14 protein-coding genes are annotated in these 18,354 nt (G+C 62.1%); 2 read left to right on the top strand and 12 right to left on the bottom strand.

Annotation, left to right across the window (positions count from 1 at the left end):
* Positions 1–7: 7 nt before the first annotated feature.
* The 9 genes from nuoH to LOY53_RS17840 all read right to left on the bottom strand — a co-directional run bounded on the left by nuoH (position 8) and on the right by LOY53_RS17840 (position 12,156).
* Complete coding sequence (gene nuoH / locus LOY53_RS17880; RefSeq protein WP_027592813.1) at positions 8–1,015, bottom strand: NADH-quinone oxidoreductase subunit NuoH; 1,008 nt, start codon at positions 1,013–1,015, stop codon at positions 8–10.
* On the bottom strand, positions 1,012–3,726 hold the full coding sequence (nuoG, locus tag LOY53_RS17875; RefSeq protein WP_027592812.1) for an NADH-quinone oxidoreductase subunit NuoG: 2,715 nt from the start codon (positions 3,724–3,726) through the stop codon (positions 1,012–1,014). The genes nuoH and nuoG overlap by 4 nt, the downstream gene beginning before the upstream one ends.
* 132 nt (positions 3,727–3,858) lie before the next feature.
* Complete coding sequence (gene nuoF / locus LOY53_RS17870; protein ID WP_099454798.1) at positions 3,859–5,238, bottom strand: NADH-quinone oxidoreductase subunit NuoF; 1,380 nt, start codon at positions 5,236–5,238, stop codon at positions 3,859–3,861.
* Positions 5,235–5,732, bottom strand: coding sequence for an NADH-quinone oxidoreductase subunit NuoE (gene nuoE / locus LOY53_RS17865; protein ID WP_003251433.1), 498 nt, complete (start codon positions 5,730–5,732; stop codon positions 5,235–5,237). Before nuoE ends, nuoF begins: the two co-directional genes overlap by 4 nt.
* Positions 5,733–5,734: 2 nt before the next feature.
* Positions 5,735–7,516 carry an NADH-quinone oxidoreductase subunit C/D gene (gene nuoC, locus LOY53_RS17860; RefSeq protein ID WP_027592809.1) on the bottom strand — a complete coding sequence of 594 codons (1,782 nt, stop codon included), beginning with the start codon at positions 7,514–7,516 and terminating at the stop codon, positions 5,735–5,737.
* A 79-nt stretch (positions 7,517–7,595) separates the two neighbouring features.
* Positions 7,596–8,273 carry an NADH-quinone oxidoreductase subunit B family protein gene (locus tag LOY53_RS17855; RefSeq protein WP_012313769.1) on the bottom strand — a complete coding sequence of 226 codons (678 nt, stop codon included), beginning with the start codon at positions 8,271–8,273 and terminating at the stop codon, positions 7,596–7,598.
* A 10-nt stretch (positions 8,274–8,283) separates the two neighbouring features.
* The gene (locus tag LOY53_RS17850; RefSeq protein ID WP_003251427.1) at positions 8,284–8,697 is read right to left on the bottom strand and encodes an NADH-quinone oxidoreductase subunit A; all 414 of its coding nucleotides are present in this window, start codon (positions 8,695–8,697) and stop codon (positions 8,284–8,286) included.
* Positions 8,698–9,605: 908 nt separating this feature from the next.
* On the bottom strand, positions 9,606–10,931 hold the full coding sequence (aceA, locus tag LOY53_RS17845) for an isocitrate lyase (protein WP_012273289.1): 1,326 nt from the start codon (positions 10,929–10,931) through the stop codon (positions 9,606–9,608).
* Positions 10,932–11,421: 490 nt separating this feature from the next.
* Entirely contained in the window at positions 11,422–12,156 is a 735-nt protein-coding gene (locus LOY53_RS17840; protein WP_252827442.1) for a secretin N-terminal domain-containing protein, read from the bottom strand.
* A 176-nt stretch (positions 12,157–12,332) separates the two neighbouring features.
* On the opposite strand from LOY53_RS17840, the gene LOY53_RS17835 reads away from it, so the two are divergent.
* Positions 12,333–13,775, top strand: a complete 1,443-nt coding sequence (locus LOY53_RS17835) for a SulP family inorganic anion transporter (protein ID WP_252825149.1) — start codon at positions 12,333–12,335, stop codon at positions 13,773–13,775.
* A gap of 143 nt (positions 13,776–13,918) precedes the next feature.
* Here the strand turns inward: LOY53_RS17835 and fusA are convergent, their stop codons facing one another.
* Positions 13,919–16,030 (bottom strand): elongation factor G, encoded by a 2,112-nt coding sequence (gene fusA / locus LOY53_RS17830; protein ID WP_099428753.1) that lies wholly within the window; start codon positions 16,028–16,030, stop codon positions 13,919–13,921.
* A 73-nt stretch (positions 16,031–16,103) separates the two neighbouring features.
* Positions 16,104–16,529 carry a hypothetical protein gene (locus tag LOY53_RS17825; RefSeq protein ID WP_027592805.1) on the bottom strand — a complete coding sequence of 142 codons (426 nt, stop codon included), beginning with the start codon at positions 16,527–16,529 and terminating at the stop codon, positions 16,104–16,106.
* Positions 16,530–16,702: 173 nt separating this feature from the next.
* On the opposite strand from LOY53_RS17825, the gene LOY53_RS17820 reads away from it, so the two are divergent.
* A complete protein-coding gene (locus tag LOY53_RS17820) occupies positions 16,703–17,005 on the top strand; it encodes a hypothetical protein (RefSeq protein ID WP_027592804.1) in 303 nt (100 codons plus the stop codon).
* A 3-nt stretch (positions 17,006–17,008) separates the two neighbouring features.
* Here the strand turns inward: LOY53_RS17820 and LOY53_RS17815 are convergent, their stop codons facing one another.
* Positions 17,009–18,253, bottom strand: a complete 1,245-nt coding sequence (locus LOY53_RS17815; protein ID WP_258703092.1) for an aspartate aminotransferase family protein — start codon at positions 18,251–18,253, stop codon at positions 17,009–17,011.
* Positions 18,254–18,354 lie beyond the last annotated feature (101 nt).

Genomic DNA, 18,354 nt, shown 5'->3' with positions numbered 1-18,354 from the left:
CAAATCCTCACTGGGCCGCGACGGCTGGCGTGTTGTAAAGCACGATCGCAGCGGTCACCAGCAAATTGATCAGGGTCAGCGGCAGGCAGAACTTCCAGCTGAAGTCCATCACCTGGTCATAGCGTGGGCGCGGGATCGAGGCGCGCAGCAGGATGAACAGCATGATGAAGAACGCGGTTTTCAGCGCGAACCACAGGAAAGGCACCTGAGGCAGCAGGTCGAACGGACCGTGCCAACCGCCGAAGAACAGGGTCACCAGCAGCGCCGAGATGAGGATGATGCCGATGTACTCACCGACGAAGAACATGCCCCATTTCATGCCGGCATACTCGATGTGGTAGCCGTCGGCCAGTTCCTGTTCCGCTTCCGGCTGGTCGAACGGGTGACGGTGAGTCACGGCGACGCCAGCGATGAAGAAGGTGCAGAAGCCGAAGAACTGCGGAATGATGAACCACAGGTTCTGGGCCTGGTATTCAACGATGTCGCGCATGTTGAACGAACCCACCTGCACCACCACGCCCATCAGCGCCAGGCCCAGGAACACCTCGTACGAGACGGTCTGTGCCGACGCCCGCAGGCTGCCCAGCAACGCGTACTTGTTGTTCGACGACCAACCGGCGAACAGCACGGCGTACACCGACAGGCCGGCCATGGCGAAGAAGAACAGCAGGCCGATGTTCAGGTCGGCGACGCCCCAGCCCGGTGTGATCGGGATGATCGAGAAGCCGATCAGCAGGGCGCTCATGGCCACGACCGGCGCCAGGGTGAAGATCATCTTGTCAACGAAGGGCGGGTTCCAGTCTTCCTTGAAGAACATCTTCAGCATGTCGGCGGCGATCTGGAACATGCCGAACGGGCCGACCCGGTTCGGACCGTAGCGGTCCTGCCACCAGCCCAGCAGGCGGCGCTCGACGAAGCTGAGCAGGGCGCCGCAGACGACCACTGCCAGCAGCACCACGATAGCCTTGACGACCTGGATGATCACATCGATCACTTCGGGGGTGAACCAGCTCATTGTGCTGCCTCCTGCAGGCCTTCGACGGATGCACCGAAGATGGCAGGCGGAATACCGGCCAGGCCTTTCGGCAGCGCGACCAGGCCAGCGCCCAGCTCTTCATTGATGCGCAGCGGCAGACGCAGTGCCACGCCCGCCACGTTGAGGCTGAGCAGCGCACCTTCGTTGACGCCCAGGCGGTCCGCTTCGGACTTGGCCAGGCCAACGTAGGCAGCAGGGATGCGCTCTTGTACCGGAGCGGCGCGCGAGGAGTTCTCTTCGCTGCCGAACAGGTGGAAGAACGGCACGGCGGTCCAGGTGCCACGCGCCGGGTTGAATGCGCCCGGGATGGCGTTGAACCAGTTCAGGCGATCACCTTGCGATTCGATCAGGCGCACACCCGGGTCACCGGCACGCAGATGGCCACCGACTTCGTCCTGGAACTTGTTCCAGGCTTGCGGCGAGTTCCAGCCCGGCGACCAGGCGAACGGCACTTGCTGGCGCGGTTCGACGGAGCCCGAGTAACCTTCCATCGAGAAGGCGAACGCGGTGTCCTTGTCTTGCGGGGTACGCGGCTCGTGCACGCTGATGTTGGCGCGCATGGCGGTACGGCCGGAGTAGCGCAGCGGCTCACGGGCCAGTTTCATGCCCTTGATGCGGAACGCGGCGGAAGGCGCTGCGTTGACGATGCCAGCCAGTTGCGGGGCGGCTTCGGCGCAGGCGCTGGTGACGTGGTCCAGTTGGGTCCAGTCGACCGGCTTGTTCAGCAGGGTCGCACGCAGGGCGTGCATCCAGCGCCAGCCTTCGTGAACCAGGATGCTGCTGTCCAGGTATTGCGGGTCGAACACCTGGAAGAAGCGCTGGGCGCGGCCTTCCTGGCTGACCAGGGTACCGTCACCTTCGGCGAACGAGGCTGCCGGCAGTACCAAGTGAGCGCGTTCCAGGGTGGCGGTGTTGGAGTGGTCGGCAACGATCACGACCTTGGCGGCAGCCAGGGCGGCATCGACCTTGGCGGCCGAGACGCGGGTGTACAGGTCGTTTTCCAGGACCACGATGGCGTCGGCCTTGCCGCTGATGACCGCGTCCAGCGCGGCATCGACGGATTCACCGCCCAGCATCGCCAGGCCGAAGCTGTTGGCTTCAGGCACGACCAGGCTCAGCGAACCGTTTTTCTCGCGCAGCTTCAGGGCCTTGGCGATGTTGGCGGCAGCTTCGATCAGCGCCGGGTCGGCCAGCGAGGTACCGGCAACCACCAATGGGCGCTTGGCCGCAACCAGGGCATCGGCGATGCGCTGGGCCAGGGCCTTGGCTTCTTCGTCCAGGCCAGCAACGGCCGGGGCGCTCGGGTCGATGGCGTGGGCTACGGCGAAGCCGATGCGGGCCAGGTCAGCCGGGGCTGCGTGTACGCATTCTTCAGCGACGTCATCGAGCTTGGTTTCAGCCAGGCTGGCGATGAACAGCGGGTACAGCGCGTGCTGGCCGATGTTTTTCACCGCGGCGTCCAGCCAAGGCTGCACTTTCATCGCCTCGGCCATGGCTTCGGCCTTGCCTTTGGTGGCCTGGCGTACGGACAGGGCAACGCGGGCGGCGGTCTGGGTCAGGTCTTCACCGAGCACGAATACAGCGTCGTGGTCTTCGATGTCGCGCAGGGTTGGCACTGGCAGCGGGCTGTTGTTCAGCACGTTCAGGGCCAGGCGCACGCGGGCCAGTTCGCCCGCTTCCATACCGGAATAGAAGTAGTCGGCGCCGACCAGTTCACGCAGGCCGTAGTTGCTTTCGAGGCTGGCGCGCGGCGAGCCGATACCGACGATGGTGCGACCGCGCAGCAGGTCAGCGGCCTTGTCCAGTGCGGCGTCCAGGCTCAGCTTGGTGCCATCGGCCAGGCGTGGCTGGCGTGGGCGGTCGGTGCGGTTGACGTAGCCATAGCCGAAGCGGCCGCGGTCGCACAGGAAGTACTGGTTGACCGAGCCGTTGAAGCGGTTTTCGATGCGACGCAGTTCACCGTAGCGCTCGCCGGGGCTGATGTTGCAGCCACTGGAGCAGCCGTGGCAGATGCTCGGTGCGAACTGCATGTCCCACTTGCGGTTGTAGCGCTCGGAGTGGGTCTTGTCGGTGAACACGCCGGTCGGGCAGACCTCGGTCAGGTTGCCGGAGAACTCGCTTTCCAGCACGCCGTCTTCAACGCGGCCGAAGTACACGTTGTCGTGGGCGCCATAGACACCCAGGTCGGTACCGCCTGCGTAGTCTTTGTAGTAGCGCACGCAGCGGTAGCAGGCGATGCAGCGGTTCATCTCGTGTGCGATGAACGGGCCGAGGTCCTGGTTCTGGTGGGTACGCTTGGTGAAACGGTAGCGGCGCTCGTTGTGGCCGGTCATTACCGTCATGTCCTGCAGGTGGCAGTGACCGCCTTCCTCGCACACTGGGCAGTCGTGCGGGTGGTTGGTCATCAGCCATTCGACGACGCTGGCGCGAAACGCCTTGGACTCTTCATCTTCGATGGAGATCCAGGTGCCGTCGGAGGCAGGGGTCATGCAGGACATGACGATACGACCACGGGTGTCGTTCTCGTCGGTGTACTGCTTGACCGCGCACTGCCGGCAGGCGCCAACGCTACCAAGCGCGGGGTGCCAGCAGAAATAAGGGATGTCGAGGCCGAGCGACAGACACGCCTGTAACAGGTTGTCTGCACCGTTGACTTCGAGCGCTTTGCCGTCTACGTGGATAGTGGCCATTGTTCAAAGTTCTTCGTTGGCCCGCGTGAGCGGGCGTGGCTAATGGAAATCTGTACGCCTGCGGCCCGCCGCGAATCGTTCGGGCCGGCCTGCAGGCTGGCGGGTGGCACGGACCACCCGCAGCTCATCTTGTTATGCGCCGACCACGATCGGCCCGCTCGGCACTGGCTTGGCCAGGTTCGGGCGCAGGGCATCGGCAGCACTGGCTGGGGCGACACCGGCCTCGAATTCGGAGCGGAAGTATTTGATGGCACTGCCCAACGGCTCGACCGCACCCGGTGCGTGAGCACAGAAGGTACGGCCTGGGCCGAGGAAGTTGACCAGACCCAGCAGGGTCTCGATGTCTTCGGCGCGGCCTTGGCCGTTCTCCAGTGCGCGCAGCATCTTCACGCTCCACGGCAGGCCGTCACGGCATGGGGTGCACCAGCCGCACGATTCGCGGGCGAAGAACTCTTCCATGTTGCGCAGCAGCGAGACCATGTTGATGCTGTCGTCGACCGCCATGGCCAGGCCAGTACCCATCCGGGTGCCAACCTTGGCGATGCCGCCGGCGTACATCTGTGCGTCGAGGTGCTCGGGCAGCAGGAAGCCGGTACCGGCGCCACCTGGCTGCCAGCACTTGAGCTTGAAGCCGTCACGCATGCCGCCGGCGTAGTCTTCGAACAGCTCACGGGCGGTGACGCCGAAAGGCAGTTCCCACAGGCCAGGGTTTTTCACCTTGCCGGAGAAGCCCATCAGCTTGGTGCCGTGGTCTTCGCTGCCTTCGCGGGCCAGCGACTTGTACCAGTCGTTGCCGTTGGCGACGATGGCCGGCACGTTGCACAGGGTCTCGACGTTGTTCACGCAGGTCGGCTTGCCCCATACGCCTACGGCGGCAGGGAAGGGCGGCTTGGACCGTGGGTTGGCGCGGCGGCCTTCCAGCGAGTTGATCAGTGCGGTTTCTTCACCGCAGATGTAGCGACCGGCGCCGGTGTGCACGAACAGCTCGAAGTCAAAGCCCGAGCCCAGGATGTTCTTGCCCAGGAGGCCAGCGGCCTTGGCTTCGTCGATGGCGCGGTTGAGGTTTTTCGCTGCGGTGGTGTACTCGCCACGCAGGAAGATGTAGCCGCGGTAGGCCTTCAGGGCGCGGGCGCTGATCAGCATCCCCTCGACCAGCAGATGGGGCTGTTGCTCCATCAGCATGCGGTCCTTCCAGGTGTTCGGCTCCATTTCATCCGCGTTGCACAGCAGGTAGCGGATGTTCATGGATTCGTCTTTAGGCATCAGGCCCCACTTCACCCCGGTGGGGAAGCCTGCGCCGCCGCGGCCCTTGAGGCCGGAGTCTTTGACGTTCTGCACGATGTCGTCTTGCGACATCTCGCTCAGTGCCTTGCGGGCAGCAGCGTAGCCGTTCTTGGCCTGGTACTCGGCAAGCCAGACCGGCTCGCCGTCGTCACGCAGACGCCAGGTCAGTGGGTGGGTTTCGGCCGAACGCGCGATGCGGTTGGCCGGGCCGAAGGAAGTAATGGTCATACGTAACCCTCCAGCAGTTTGGAAACGCCAGCAGGCTGCACGTCGCCAAAGGTGTCATCGTCGATCATCAGGGCCGGGGCCTTGTCGCAGTTGCCCAGGCAGCAGACCGGCAGCAGGGTGAAGCGCCCGTCGGCGGTGGTCTGGCCGAGGCCGATGCCCAGTTCGCTTTGGATCTGGCTGACCACCGACTCGTGGCCACCGATGTAGCAGACCATGCTGTCGCACACACGGATGATGTGGCGGCCGACCGGCTGACGGAAGATCTGGCTGTAGAACGTCGCTACGCCCTCGACGTCACTGGCCGGGATGCCCAGCACTTCGCCGATGGCGTGAATGGCGCCGTCCGGCACCCAGCCACGTTCCTTCTGGACGATCTTCAAGGCTTCGATGGACGCCGCGCGCGGGTCCTCGTAGTGATGCATCTCGTGCTCGATGGCCGAGCGCTCGGTTTCGCTCAGGGCGAAACGGTCTGTCTGGATAAGCGTGCTGTTCATGCTTAGCGGTCCACGTCAGCCATAACGAAGTCGATACTGCCCAGGTACGCAATGAGGTCGGCGACCATGCTGCCTTTGATCACCGAAGGGATCTGCTGCAGGTGCGGGTAGCTCGGGGTACGGATCCGGGTGCGGTAGCTCATGGTGCCGCCATCGCTCGTCAGGTAGTAACTGTTGATGCCCTTGGTCGCTTCGATCATCTGGAACGACTCGTTGGCCGGCATGACCGGGCCCCACGAGACTTGCAGGAAGTGCGTGATCAAGGTTTCGATGTGCTGCAGGGTGCGCTCTTTCGGCGGCGGCGTGGTCAGCGGGTGATCCGCCTTGTACGGGCCTTCCGGCATGTTGCGCAGGCATTGGTCGATGATGCGGATACTCTGACGCATCTCCTCGACACGGACCATGCAGCGATCGTAGGCATCGCCGTTGTGGGCCAGCGGTACTTCGAACTCGAAGTTTTCGTAGCCGGAATACGGGCGCGCTTTACGCAGGTCGAAGTCGCAACCGGTGGAACGCAGGCCGGCACCGGTAGTGCCCCATTCCAGCGCTTCCTTGGTGTTGTATGCGGCGACGCCGACGGTACGGCCCTTGAGGATGCTGTTCTGCAGGGCGGCCTTGGTGTATTCGTCGAGGCGCTTAGGCAGCCAGTCGACGAAGTCCTTGACCAGCTTGTCCCAGCCGCGCGGCAGGTCGTGGGCGACGCCACCGATGCGGTACCAGGCCGGGTGCAGGCGGAAACCGGTGATCGCTTCGATCACGGTGTAGGCGCGCTGGCGGTCGGTGAAGGTGAAGAACACCGGGGTCATGGCGCCGACGTCCTGGATGTAGGTACCCAGGAACAACAGGTGGCTGGTGATGCGGAAGAATTCGGCGAGCATGATGCGAATCACGTCGACCTTCTGCGGCACCTTGATACCGGCCAGCTTCTCTACCGCCAGTACGTACGGCAGGTTGTTCATCACCCCGCCGAGGTAGTCGATACGGTCGGTGTAGGGGATGAAGCTGTGCCAGGACTGGCGCTCGGCCATTTTCTCGGCACCACGGTGGTGGTAGCCGATGTCCGGGACGCAGTCGACGATCTCTTCACCGTCCAGTTGCAGGACGATACGGAACGCACCGTGGGCAGAGGGGTGGTTGGGGCCGAGGTTGAGGAACATGTAGTCCTCGTTGGCGCCCTGGCGCTTCATACCCCAGGCTTCCGGGTTGAAACGTGCCGATTCCTCTTCAAGCTGCTGCTTGGCCAGGGTCAGGCTGTAGGGGTCGAACTCGGTGGCGCGGGCAGGGTAGTCCTTGCGCAGCGGGTGGCCTTCCCAGGTGGGCGGCATCATGATGCGGCTCAGGTGCGGGTGGCCGGCAAAGTCGATGCCGAACATGTCCCAGACTTCGCGCTCGTACCAGTTGGCGTTTGGCCAGATGCCCGTCACGGTCGGTAGGTTCAGGTCGCCTTCGCTGAGCGATACCTTGATCATTACGTCGCTGTTACGTTCAACCGACAGCAGGTGGTAGAACACGCTGAAATCGGCGGCGGGCAGGCCGCGGCGCTGGGTGCGCAGGCGCTCGTCGACGCCATGCAGGTCGTACAGCATGCTGTACGGCTTGGCGACGTTGCGCAGGAAGCTGAGGACTTCTTTGAGCTGTGCACGTTTTACCCACAGCACCGGCATGCCGGTGCGGGTTTCCTGGGCGACGAAGGCGTCGGCACCAAAACGGTTGTGCAATTCGACGACCACATCCTGGTCGTCAGCCTTGTAAGGCGGAATATAAATAGCGGTGTCCGCTGTCATGGTCTCGGTCGCTTTGAGTCAACGTAGAGAATGAAGCCAGGCCGCCGGCTCCTTGGGGAGCGGGCGGCAGGTCGCTGGATCAGACTTCGTCGGGGCTGCGCAGGTTGGTTACCGCGATACGCTGTTCACGACGCAGGTCTTTCTGGGCAGGCATCTCGGCACGGTAAATGCCTTGATCACCAACAACCCAGGAAAGCGGGCGTCGCTCCTGGCCAATCGACTCCTGCAGCAGCATCAAGCCTTGCAGGAATGCTTCAGGGCGAGGCGGGCAGCCAGGCACGTAAACATCCACGGGGAGGAACTTGTCGACCCCCTGAACGACCGAGTAAATGTCGTACATGCCACCGGAGTTGGCGCACGAACCCATGGAGATGACCCACTTCGGCTCGAGCATCTGCTCGTACAGGCGCTGAATGATCGGCGCCATCTTGATGAAGCAGGTACCGGCGATGACCATGAAGTCGGCCTGACGCGGCGAGGCCCGGATGACTTCGGCGCCGAAGCGGGCGATGTCGTGGGGCGCCGTGAAGGCCGTGGTCATTTCCACGTAGCAGCAGGACAGGCCGAAGTTATACGGCCAGAGGGAGTTCTTGCGACCCCAGTTGACCGCGCCACGCAGCACATCTTCGAGTTTCCCCATGTAGATGTTCTTGTGGACCTGGTCCTCGAGCAGTTGGTCGGTGACGGTTTCCCGTTCACCTACCGGGTACTGCTCGTTGGGCGCATCCGGATCGATTCTGGTGAGATTGTATTGCATTGCCAAAGCCTCATTGTTTCAGCTTCGCTTGCCGCTTGCGGCGACCTTCGGGAGCCCAATCAAGAGCACCGACGCGCCAAAGGTAGACAAGACCTGCCAACAGAATTGCTATGAAAACGAGCGCTTCGACGAACCCGGTCCAGCCGCTTTCGCGGACGGACACAGACCATGCAAAGAGGAAGAGGGCTTCGATATCGAAGATCACGAACAGCATCGCGACCAGATAGAATTTGGCGGACAGGCGCAGGCGGGCGCTGCCGACGGGCAGCATGCCGGATTCGAAGGGTTCGTTCTTGGCGCGGCCCCAAGCCTTGCTACCGAGCAGGCTGGACAGGCCGAGCATGAAGGCACACAGGCCGACGACACCCAAAAGGAAGATGGCAAAGCCCCAGTTGTGGGCGATGAGTCCTGCCGAATCGGACATGCTAGAGATCCTTATACAGAGACCCAGCTCTGCAGTCTGAAATAAGTAGAGCGGCGACCTGGTGTCGCACATGCAGTGACCAAATGTCGCAGCTGAATCAATCGCGCTGATTTTATGGGTAAACCCGGTGCAAGTAAAATTTCTGTGGCAATTTATTCGTAGGATTAAGAACAAAAATCTTTCGTAACTGGCTGAAAGCCTTGAATTTCGGGCATTGCGCGCGTTTTTGTTAATTATGTTTCTTGCGCGATGTAACGAATTCCTAATTATGTAATGATAATTAATCGCATTGAGCTTGGTGCGGTGAAATTCTCCTCTTGTGAGCCTTGTAAAGTTGCCCGGGCGGGTTGGCTACTTGCAAATACGAAAAAGCTTCGTTCTAACAGCTGCCAGCACCTCGCGCACCGCTCTGGGTCAATACTTTATCGGTTAAGCCGTGGCGGGCCGATGAAGCGGTGGATGTCGCTCAGGTTGTGGAGGGTGGGTTGCTGTTGGGTTGCCACAAGCATAGTCCGGATACTGGGGCCTGCTTTGCCTCCAGCGAGAGTGAGTGAGATTGCCAAGCGCAGGTCTTGAGATTATCGGTGGTGCGCAAATCGAGCGCCGCCCGCGCGGCGCTTCGCAGCACAAGGCTGCTCCTACATTTGTTTCGGGCCAGTGGGCATGTGGCATTTGCGCGCGACCGCCTTGTATACCCGACACAATATCGTGCCATGCGCAAAGGGGCGCGCGCCCATTCCACAGGATTGTTTGGCCCGAAACAGATGTAGGAGCAGCCTTGTGCTGCGAAGCACCACGCGGGCGGCGCTCGATCTCATACGCGCTGAATATGTCGTGACGATCACTTCTGCAAAAAAAAGCCCAGGGTCCTCGCGAACCCTGGGCCTTCCTTCAGCAGCCCACTGCTATCAGTGGAACTGCTCTTCCTCAGTCGAACCGGTCAGCGCAGTCACCGACGAAGCCCCACCTTGAATCACAGTGGTCATGTCATCGAAGTAGCCAGTGCCCACTTCCTGCTGGTGCGCAACGAAGGTGTAGCCTTTGCTGGCATCAGCGAATTCCTGCTCCTGCAGCTTCACGTAGGCAGTCATGTCGTTGCGGGCGTAGTCGTGCGCCAGGTTGAACATGCCGTGCCACATGTTGTGAATGCCAGCCAGGGTGATGAACTGGTGCTTGTAGCCCATGGCCGACAGCTCGCGTTGGAACTTGGCGATGGTCGCGTCGTCCAGGTTTTTCTTCCAGTTGAAGGAAGGCGAGCAGTTGTACGACAGGATCTGGTCCGGGTATTCCTTCTTGATCGCTTCGGCGAAGCGGCGGGCTTCGTCCAGGTCCGGCTTGGCGGTCTCGCACCAGATCAGGTCGGCATACGGTGCGTAGGCCAGGCCGCGGGAGATTGCCTGGTCGAGGCCTGCACGCACTTTGTAGAAGCCTTCACGGGTGCGCTCGCCGATCACGAACGGTTGGTCGTACGGGTCGCAGTCGCTGGTCAGCAGGTCGGCGGCGTTGGCGTCGGTACGGGCCAGAATGATGGTCGGCACGCCCGAAACGTCAGCTGCCAGGCGCGCGGCAACCAGCTTCTGTACAGCTTCCTGGGTCGGTACCAGTACCTTGCCACCCATGTGGCCGCATTTTTTCACCGAGGCCAGCTGGTCTTCGAAGTGCACGCCGGCGGCGCCCGCTTCGATCATGTTCTTCATCAGCTCATAGGCGTTCAGTACACCGCCGAAACCGGCTTCGGCGTCAGCCACGATTGGCGCGAAGTAGTCGATGTAGCCTTCGTCGCCTGGGTTCTTGCCGGCTTTCCACTGGATCTGGTCGGCGCGGCGGAACGAGTTGTTGATGCGCTTGACCACGGTCGGTACCGAGTCGACCGGGTACAGCGACTGGTCAGGGTACATGGACTCGGCCGAGTTGTTGTCGGCGGCAACTTGCCAGCCGGACAGGTAGATAGCCTGGATGCCGGCTTTGACCTGTTGTACTGCCTGACCGCCGGTCAGGGCGCCCATGCAGTTGACGAAATCTTTTTCTGGGCGGAAGGACGGGTGGGCACCCTGGGTGACCAGCTTCCACAGTTTTTCTGCACCCTGACGGGCCAGGGTGTGCTCCGGCTGCAGGGAGCCACGCAGGCGAACGACATCAGCGGCGGTATAGGTACGGGTCACGCCTTTCCAGCGCGGGTTTTCGGCCCAGTCTTTCTCGAGGGCTGCAATTTGCTGTTCGCGTGTCAGTGCCATGGAAATAAACCTCGTCGCATCGATCTTGGGGTAATTGTGCTGATGCTCGGGTGCAGATCAGAGGCCTGGCGGCTGTCCTGTCCGGGGGAGTGCGACGGCGAACGCGAAGGCTCGAAGGGGAAGGAGGTGCAGGCCAGGCGAAGGTGTGCCCTGCAGGTCGGCTCGTGGTTGCCTTGCTGCGGTGCTACGCGATTGCCGGTACTGCGGTGATGCGCTTCCGTCCCTCGGGACAACTTCTTCGTTGCAGTCGCAATCCCGTCGAACCGCCTTGTGGGCCGTATAGACACGAGGCGCCTCCAGGGGTGGGAGGAGCACGCCTCGAAGGCCCTTGCCAGGGCCCCTGATTAGCGGGAGCGAGGCCATCATGCCCTTGAGAAAAAGTACCTGTCAAATGTTTTGTAGTGACTTTTTTCACTTACTACATCTTTGGTCTAATACGACTCGGCAGTCAGTTTCTAGGCCATTGGTCGAGGCCTTGAATTGCCTGGGATCAGTCCAGAAGGTCGACTTTTACACGTAAAGTCATGTTTTCACCGCGCTGGGTACTGTAAGTGTGGCTTGACGCGCCACGATCGGACTGGCTCTGCTGGTTGAACCCCGCCAAGGTGATCCATTCCCCGAGCTTGCCGGTGACTGTCGTGTCGGTGCTTTGCACTTTCACTACATCTGCACGTTCCTGGCTGATGCGATCATTATTGGTGCTTATTTGCAGACGAACCGTTTCGCCGCTCAGGCTCGGGGTAACGTAGAAACCTTGAGTCACATTGCGGTATTCGGTGTTGCTTTGAATGCGCCCATAACCGTCAGTACTGGTGCTGGTGACCGGGATGCTCTGGCCAACCTGGATCAGCGCGGCCTGGCCTTCGCTGGCCTGAACCTGCTGCATGCCGCCTTCGCGGTTGCTGGTGCCGTAGCGGGTGACGTGGGCGTTGCCGCGGCTGTCCTGGAAGTTGCTGTCGTTGTTGTCGACGCTGATCAGCAGGCGCTTGGGTGCGGTGTCCAGCTGTTGCAGCAGGCTGCGCAGGTCGTCAATGCGCTCGGGGCTGGCATTGACGATCAGCTTGTTCTCGAAGGCGCTGACGGTGCCGTCCTTGCCGATGAACGATTGCGCAGCGGGCAGCAGTTCGGCGCTGCTGCGGTACTGCAAGGGGAGGACTTCGGTGGCGGCGTGAGCGCTCAGGGTGGCAGCCAGCAGCAAGGAAGTGAAAAGCGGGCGTAGCGGCATGTCCATGATCTCCGCAGTGGGTATCAACATGATGGCAAATTTGCCCAAGTTGTGCAGGTTATGCATCAAGGGGCGGCATCCTGCACGTTTGAGCGGTGGCCGCTGTCAGACAAATTCCGTAACATCGCGCCCCTCGATTGCCAGCCCGTCCGCCTGGACCGCCTCACAGGAACTTCATGAAACCCGTACGACTGCGCGCCGACCTGCTCGCCGGCCTGACCACTTCGTTCGCCCTGGTGCCCGAGTGCATCGCCTTCGCCCTGGTGGCGCACCTTAACCCGCTGATGGGCCTGTACGGCGCTTTCATCATTTGTACCCTGACTGCACTGTTCGGCGGCCGTCCGGGCATGATTTCTGGTGCTGCCGGCTCCATGGCGGTGGTGATCGTCGCGTTGGTGGTGCAACACGGTGTGCAGTACTTGCTGGCCACGGTGCTGCTTGGCGGGGTGGTGATGATCTTGTTTGGCCTGCTGCGCCTGGGCAAGCTGGTACGCCTGGTGCCTTACCCGGTGATGCTGGGCTTCGTCAACGGCCTGGCGATCGTCATCGCCCTGGCTCAGTTGGAGCACTTCAAGCAGGGCGGTCAGTGGCTCAGCGGTTCGCCGCTGTACCTGATGGTCGGCCTGGTGGCCCTGACCATGCTGGTGGTCTACATCCTGCCCAAGCTGACCCGCGCCGTACCGCCTGCGCTGGTGGCCATCCTGGGGGTAGGCCTATTGGTGTACCTGCTGGGCTTGCCGACCCGCACCCTCGGCGACATGGCGCACATCGCCGGTGGCCTGCCGCACGTGACGCTGCCAGATGTGCCATGGAACCTTGAAACGCTCAAGATCATCGCCCCCTACGCGGTGCTGATGGCCATGGTCGGCCTGCTGGAGACCCTGCTGACCCTCAACCTCACCGACGAAATCACCGAAAGCCGTGGCTTCCCTGACCGTGAGTGCGTGGCCCTGGGCGCCGCCAACATGGTTTCGGGCCTGTGCGGTGGCATGGGCGGCTGCGCGATGATCGGGCAGACGGTGATCAACCTCAGCTCCAATGGCCGCGGCCGGCTATCGGGCGTGGTTGCCGGGGTAATGATCCTGCTGTTCGTGTTGTTTTTGTCGCCGCTGATCGAGCGTATTCCGCTGGCAGCCCTGGTGGGGGTGATGTTCGTGGTTGCCCAGCAGACCTTCGCCTGGGCCTCGTTGCGCGTGTTGCACAAGGTGCCGGTGAACGATGTGCTGGCGATCATTGCGGTGACGATTGTCACGGTGTTTACCGACCTGGCCGTGGCGGTACTGTTTGGTATTGTCATCGCGGCGGTGAACTTTGCCTGGCAGCACGCGCGGGAGCTGTATGCCGACAGCCACGAGGACGCGGGCGGCGGCAAGCGTTATCAGGTACATGGTACGTTGTTCTTTGCCTCGGTCACGCCGTTCCTTAACCAGTTCGATGCAGCGGGCGACCCGGCCAAAGTTACCTTGGATTGCCAGCACCTGAGCTTTGTCGATTACTCGGCGATTGCGGCCCTCAAGACCTTGCGCGAGCGCTATGCGAAGGCTGGCAAGCAACTGCGGGTGGTGCATCTTTCCGAGCGCTGCAAGAAGCTGCTGAAGCGGGCCGGTGAACTGCACTAAGGTTTCGCGACGCGATCCACTGTGGGAGTGGCGGTGCGGCGGTCCGACTTGCCCCGCGAACACCGGCGATGCCGGTGCCAGGCGCCTTTAATGCCTGGGCCGGCCTCTTTGCGGGGCAAGCCCGCTCCCACAGATCATGCAAATTATTCCCCGCGGTTCTTCTTCACAATCCCGTCAGCAATACTGGCCGGCGCCTCGGCATAGCGGATGAACTCCATCGTGTAGCTGGCGCGGCCCTGGGTCATCGAACGCATGGAGGTGGCATAGCCGAACATCTCGCCCAGCGGCACTTCGGCGCGTATCACTTTGCCGGCTGGCGTCTCGTCGCCATCCTGGATCATCCCGCGGCGCCGGCTCAGGTCGCCCATGATGTCGCCCTGGTATTCCTCGGGGGTCACCACCTCAACCTTCATCACCGGCTCTAGCAGCACTGCCCCGCCTTTTTGCGAGAGCTGCTTGGTGGCCATGGACGCGGCTATCTTGTAGGCCATTTCGTTGGAGTCGACGTCGTGGTAGGAACCGTCGAACACGGCTGCCTTCAAGTTGATCAGTGGGTAGCCGGCGAGCACGCCATTCTTCATCTGCTCTTCGATACCCTTCTGAATGGCCGGGATGTACTCGCGGGGTACCACGCCACCGACGATCTCGTTGATGAATTCCAGGCCTTCCTTGCCTTCGTCGCCCGGGGCGAAGCGGATCCAGCAGTGGCCGTATTGGCCGCGCCCGCCGGATTGGCGAACGAAGCGGCCTTCGATCTCGCAGGTGTTGCGGATTTTTTCGCGATAGGCCACCTGCGGCTTGCCGATATTGGCCTCGACGTTGAACTCGCGGCGCATGCGGTCGACGATGATGTCCAGGTGCAACTCGCCCATGCCGGAGATGATGGTCTGGCCGGTTTCCTCATCGGTGCGCACGCGGAACGACGGGTCTTCCTGGGCCAGCTTGCCAAGGGCTATGCCCATTTTTTCTTGGTCGGCCTTGGTCTTAGGCTCCACGGCCACGGAGATCACCGGGTCGGGGAAGTCCATGCGCTCAAGAATGATGGGGTTGTTGATGTCGCACAGGGTATCGCCCGTGGTTACGTCCTTCATGCCGATCAAGGCAGCAATGTCGCCGGCGCACACGTCCTTGATTTCAGCGCGCTGGTTGGCGTGCATCTGCACCATGCGGCCGATGCGTTCTTTCTTGCCCTTGACCGAATTCAGTACCGCATGGCCGGAACTGAGCACGCCGGAATACACCCGGGCAAACGTGAGGGTGCCGACGAAGGGGTCGGTGGCGATCTTGAAGGCCAGGGCCGAGAAGGGCTCTTTGTCATCGGCGTGGCGCTCCAGGTGCTTTTCTTCGTCGTCGGGGTCGGTGCCTTTGATCGCCGGGATTTCTGAGGGGGCTGGCAGGTAGTCGATGACTGCATCGAGCATCAACGGCACGCCCTTGTTCTTGAACGACGAGCCAAGGATGGTCGGCACAATTTCGTTAGCAATGGTGCGCTGGCGCAGGGCGGCCTTGATCTCGTCAATGCTGAGCTCCTCGCCATCGAGAAACTTCATGGTCAGTTCATCGTTGGCCTCTGCCGCAGCTTCGATCATGTGTGCGCGCCATTCGTCGGCGAGCGCCTGGAGCTCGGTAGGGATCGCTTCTTCGCGGTAGGTGGTGCCGTTATCGGCATCGTTCCAGTAGATGGCCTTCATCTTCACCAGGTCGATCTGGCCGATAAAGTGCTCTTCGCTGCCGATGGCCAGCTGGATCGGCACCGGGTGATGCCCCAGGCGCTTGTCGATCTGCTTGACCACGCGCAGGAAGTCGGCGCCCTGGCGGTCCATCTTGTTGATGTAGGCCAGGCGCGGCACGTGGTACTTGTTGGCCTGGCGCCACACGGTTTCCGATTGCGGTTCGACCCCGTCGGCGCCGCTGAACACCACCACCGCGCCGTCGAGCACACGCAGCGAGCGTTCTACCTCGATGGTGAAGTCGACGTGGCCAGGGGTATCGATGATGTTGAAGCGGTACTTGTCGGGGAACTGCTTGGTCGAGCCCTGCCAGAAGGCCGTGGTGGCTGCCGAGGTGATGGTGATGCCGCGCTCTTGTTCCTGGGCCATCCAGTCCATGGTCGCGGCGCCATCGTGCACCTCGCCCATCTTGTGATTGACCCCAGTGTAAAACAGGATGCGCTCGGTGGTGGTGGTCTTGCCGGCATCCACGTGGGCGACGATGCCGATATTGCGATACAGCTCGATGGGCGTTGTGCGGGCCATGGCGGACTACCTGCGGATGGGCGGATTCTCCCACGTTAGCAGACCGGAAGAATCCTGCTTTACCGCCGGGCCGTCAGTCGGCCTGGGCCTGCAGCAGCCATTGGCCGTCCACTTCACGGGCCAGGCCGCTAGCAGGCAGCAGGGCCAGCAAGCGCTCGTGCAGGGCGCCGTCGGTGAAGGTCTTGAGCTTGGCCATGTCCAGCGCGCCGACCAGGTTGAGGTCTTCTTTGTGGTACGACAGCCAGGCTTTTTTCAGCACCAGCAGCACGTCGCTGCCTGCGGTGTTGGCGAAGCGGCGGTTGAGCGGGCGGCCTTCGAGGGTGAAGTTGTGCGCATGGCTGTAGCTGCTCTGGTCGCCACCGTCACGGCAGCGGTGGCACTGGCACGGGCCTTCGGCGAACGCGTTGCGCAGGTAAGTGTTGAAGTCCACGACGGGCTTGAGGGACAGGCGTTTGTCGACCTCGAACAGGTCGGCGATCAGGGGTTCTTCGGCGCTCACTCGGGATCCTCGTGTGGTGTGGCGTGCATCGGCGGGCACCCTAACAGATCGGGGCGGGGGAGGCCATTTTGATCTGACCCTGCCGGCCGGTATGGCGCCAGTAGAGACAACAGACAAAGGCTGCCGTACTCTACGCGCCAAAACGCCTACACATCTTATTGAGGTAACCCCGCTTGAGCAGCAAGTTCCCGTACACCGCCACCGTGACCATCAGCGCTGAAGACCGCGGGGGCGACATCGAGGCCTCGGAAAACCCTAGCATGCGCGTGGGCCTTGAAGCGGTGACCGAAACCCTGAAGAAGGTGCATTTCGTCGGTACGCTCGCAGCTCCCGAAAAGCCGGCCACGCACATCTGCGTTACCCTGGAAAACGGCCTGACCTACTACGGCCCGATCGTCAACGGCCACGCCGAGCTCGAAGGGGGCTGGATCGCCTTCGAGTCCGACATGCTCACCCCTGAAGAGCTGGGCCTGTAAGCCTTAGTTCAACTCTGCCAGGCACTGCTCGAGGATATCCAACCCCTCTTCGAGCACCTCGGCTTCGATGGTCAGTGGTGCGAGCAGGCGGATGATATGCCGCGCCTTGCCGCTGGGCATCAGCAACAGGCCTTTGGCGCGTGCTGCTTCCGTGACCTTGGCCAGCTGGGCCGGTGCCGGGCTACCGTCGGCGTTGACGAACTCGATGCCGCGCATCGCGCCGACACCGGTCAGCCGCCCGATGAACGGGTACTGGGCTTTCCAGCGCTCGACGCGGCTGACAATCGCCTGCTCCTGGCGTTCGCCCCAGGTGGCGACGTTCTCATCAGTCATCTGCGCCAGGCTCGCCAGCGCCGCTGCGCAGGCAATCGGGTTGCCCGAATAGGTCCCGCCCAGGCCACCCTTGGGCAGCGATGCCATCAATTCTTTACGGCCCACGACCGCACCCAGTGGCATGCCGCCCGCGATGCTTTTGGCGAGCAGCAGCAGGTCGGGCTCGATGCCCAGGCGCGGGAAGGCAAAGCGCTGGCCGGTACGGCCAAAGCCCGACTGGATCTCGTCAATGATGATCAAAATCCCGTGCTCGTCGCAGAAGCGGCGCAGTGCCTGTGCGAATGCCGGGTCGAGGGCGAGGAAGCCGCCTTCACCCTGGACCGGTTCGAGGATGAAAGCCGCCACGTCTTCAACCGCCAGCTCGACGCTGAACAGCCGGTCCATGGCCTTGAGTGCCTGTTCGCAGGTGACGCCGGTGTCGGCACTGGGGTAGGGCAGGTGGTAGACCGGGCCTGGCAGGTCGCCGACGCGTTGCTTGTACGGGGCGACCTTGCCATTGAGGTTCAGGGTTGCCAGGGTACGGCCATGGAAGCCACCGTCGAAGGCAATCATCGCGCGCTTACCGGTGGCGCCACGGGCCACTTTCAGGGCGTTTTCCGCCGCTTCCGCGCCACTGTTGGTGAGCATGCCGGCCAGCGGATAGCTGACCGGGACAAACTCGCTAAGGCGTTCCATCAGCGCAAGGTACGGGCCGTGGGGGGCGGCGTTGAAGGCATAGTGGGTGAGGCGGGTGGCTTGGGCCTGAATTGCCTCGACCACGGCTGGGTTGCAATGGCCCAAGTTGAGTACGCCGATACCGCCGACGAAGTCGATATAACGTTTGCCGTCGGTGTCCCAGACCTCCGCATTCTTGCCGTGGGAAAGTGTAATTGGGTGAACGATGGCAATGGACTGGCTGATACTTTCCTGATTCATGGTGCACGCGGACCTTGTTCGAGTTTCCCACTATCGAAGCGTGCCGGGGCTGTATTGCGCAAACGAATTATTTGATTGCGATCATTCCTTGGATTCGTAAT

Origin of the sequence: Pseudomonas sp. B21-031, assembly GCF_024748985.1 — a bacterium.
GTDB lineage: Bacteria > Pseudomonadota > Gammaproteobacteria > Pseudomonadales > Pseudomonadaceae > Aquipseudomonas > Aquipseudomonas kermanshahensis.
The sequence above is the reverse complement of the archived record's forward strand: the minus strand, read 5'-3'. Positions and strand labels throughout refer to the sequence as shown.

Excerpts from the sequence above, each read along its gene's own strand:
- LOY53_RS17815 (WP_258703092.1), bottom strand. The coding sequence starts at position 18,253 with ATGAATCAGGAAAGTATCAGCCAGTCCATTGCCATCGTTCACCCAATT.
- LOY53_RS17840 (WP_252827442.1), bottom strand. The coding sequence starts at position 12,156 with ATGCCGCTACGCCCGCTTTTCACTTCCTTGCTGCTGGCTGCCACCCTG.
- nuoF (WP_099454798.1), bottom strand. The coding sequence starts at position 5,238 with ATGACCATTACTTCCTTCGGCCCGGCCAACCGCATCGCGCGTTCGGCC.
- nuoG (WP_027592812.1), bottom strand. The coding sequence starts at position 3,726 with ATGGCCACTATCCACGTAGACGGCAAAGCGCTCGAAGTCAACGGTGCA.
- LOY53_RS17850 (WP_003251427.1), bottom strand. The coding sequence starts at position 8,697 with ATGTCCGATTCGGCAGGACTCATCGCCCACAACTGGGGCTTTGCCATC.
- fusA (WP_099428753.1), bottom strand. The coding sequence starts at position 16,030 with ATGGCCCGCACAACGCCCATCGAGCTGTATCGCAATATCGGCATCGTC.
- LOY53_RS17855 (WP_012313769.1), bottom strand. The coding sequence starts at position 8,273 with ATGCAATACAATCTCACCAGAATCGATCCGGATGCGCCCAACGAGCAG.
- nuoH (WP_027592813.1), bottom strand. The coding sequence starts at position 1,015 with ATGAGCTGGTTCACCCCCGAAGTGATCGATGTGATCATCCAGGTCGTC.
- LOY53_RS17835 (WP_252825149.1), top strand. The coding sequence starts at position 12,333 with ATGAAACCCGTACGACTGCGCGCCGACCTGCTCGCCGGCCTGACCACT.
- nuoC (WP_027592809.1), bottom strand. The coding sequence starts at position 7,516 with ATGACAGCGGACACCGCTATTTATATTCCGCCTTACAAGGCTGACGAC.
- aceA (WP_012273289.1), bottom strand. The coding sequence starts at position 10,931 with ATGGCACTGACACGCGAACAGCAAATTGCAGCCCTCGAGAAAGACTGG.
- nuoE (WP_003251433.1), bottom strand. The coding sequence starts at position 5,732 with ATGAACAGCACGCTTATCCAGACAGACCGTTTCGCCCTGAGCGAAACC.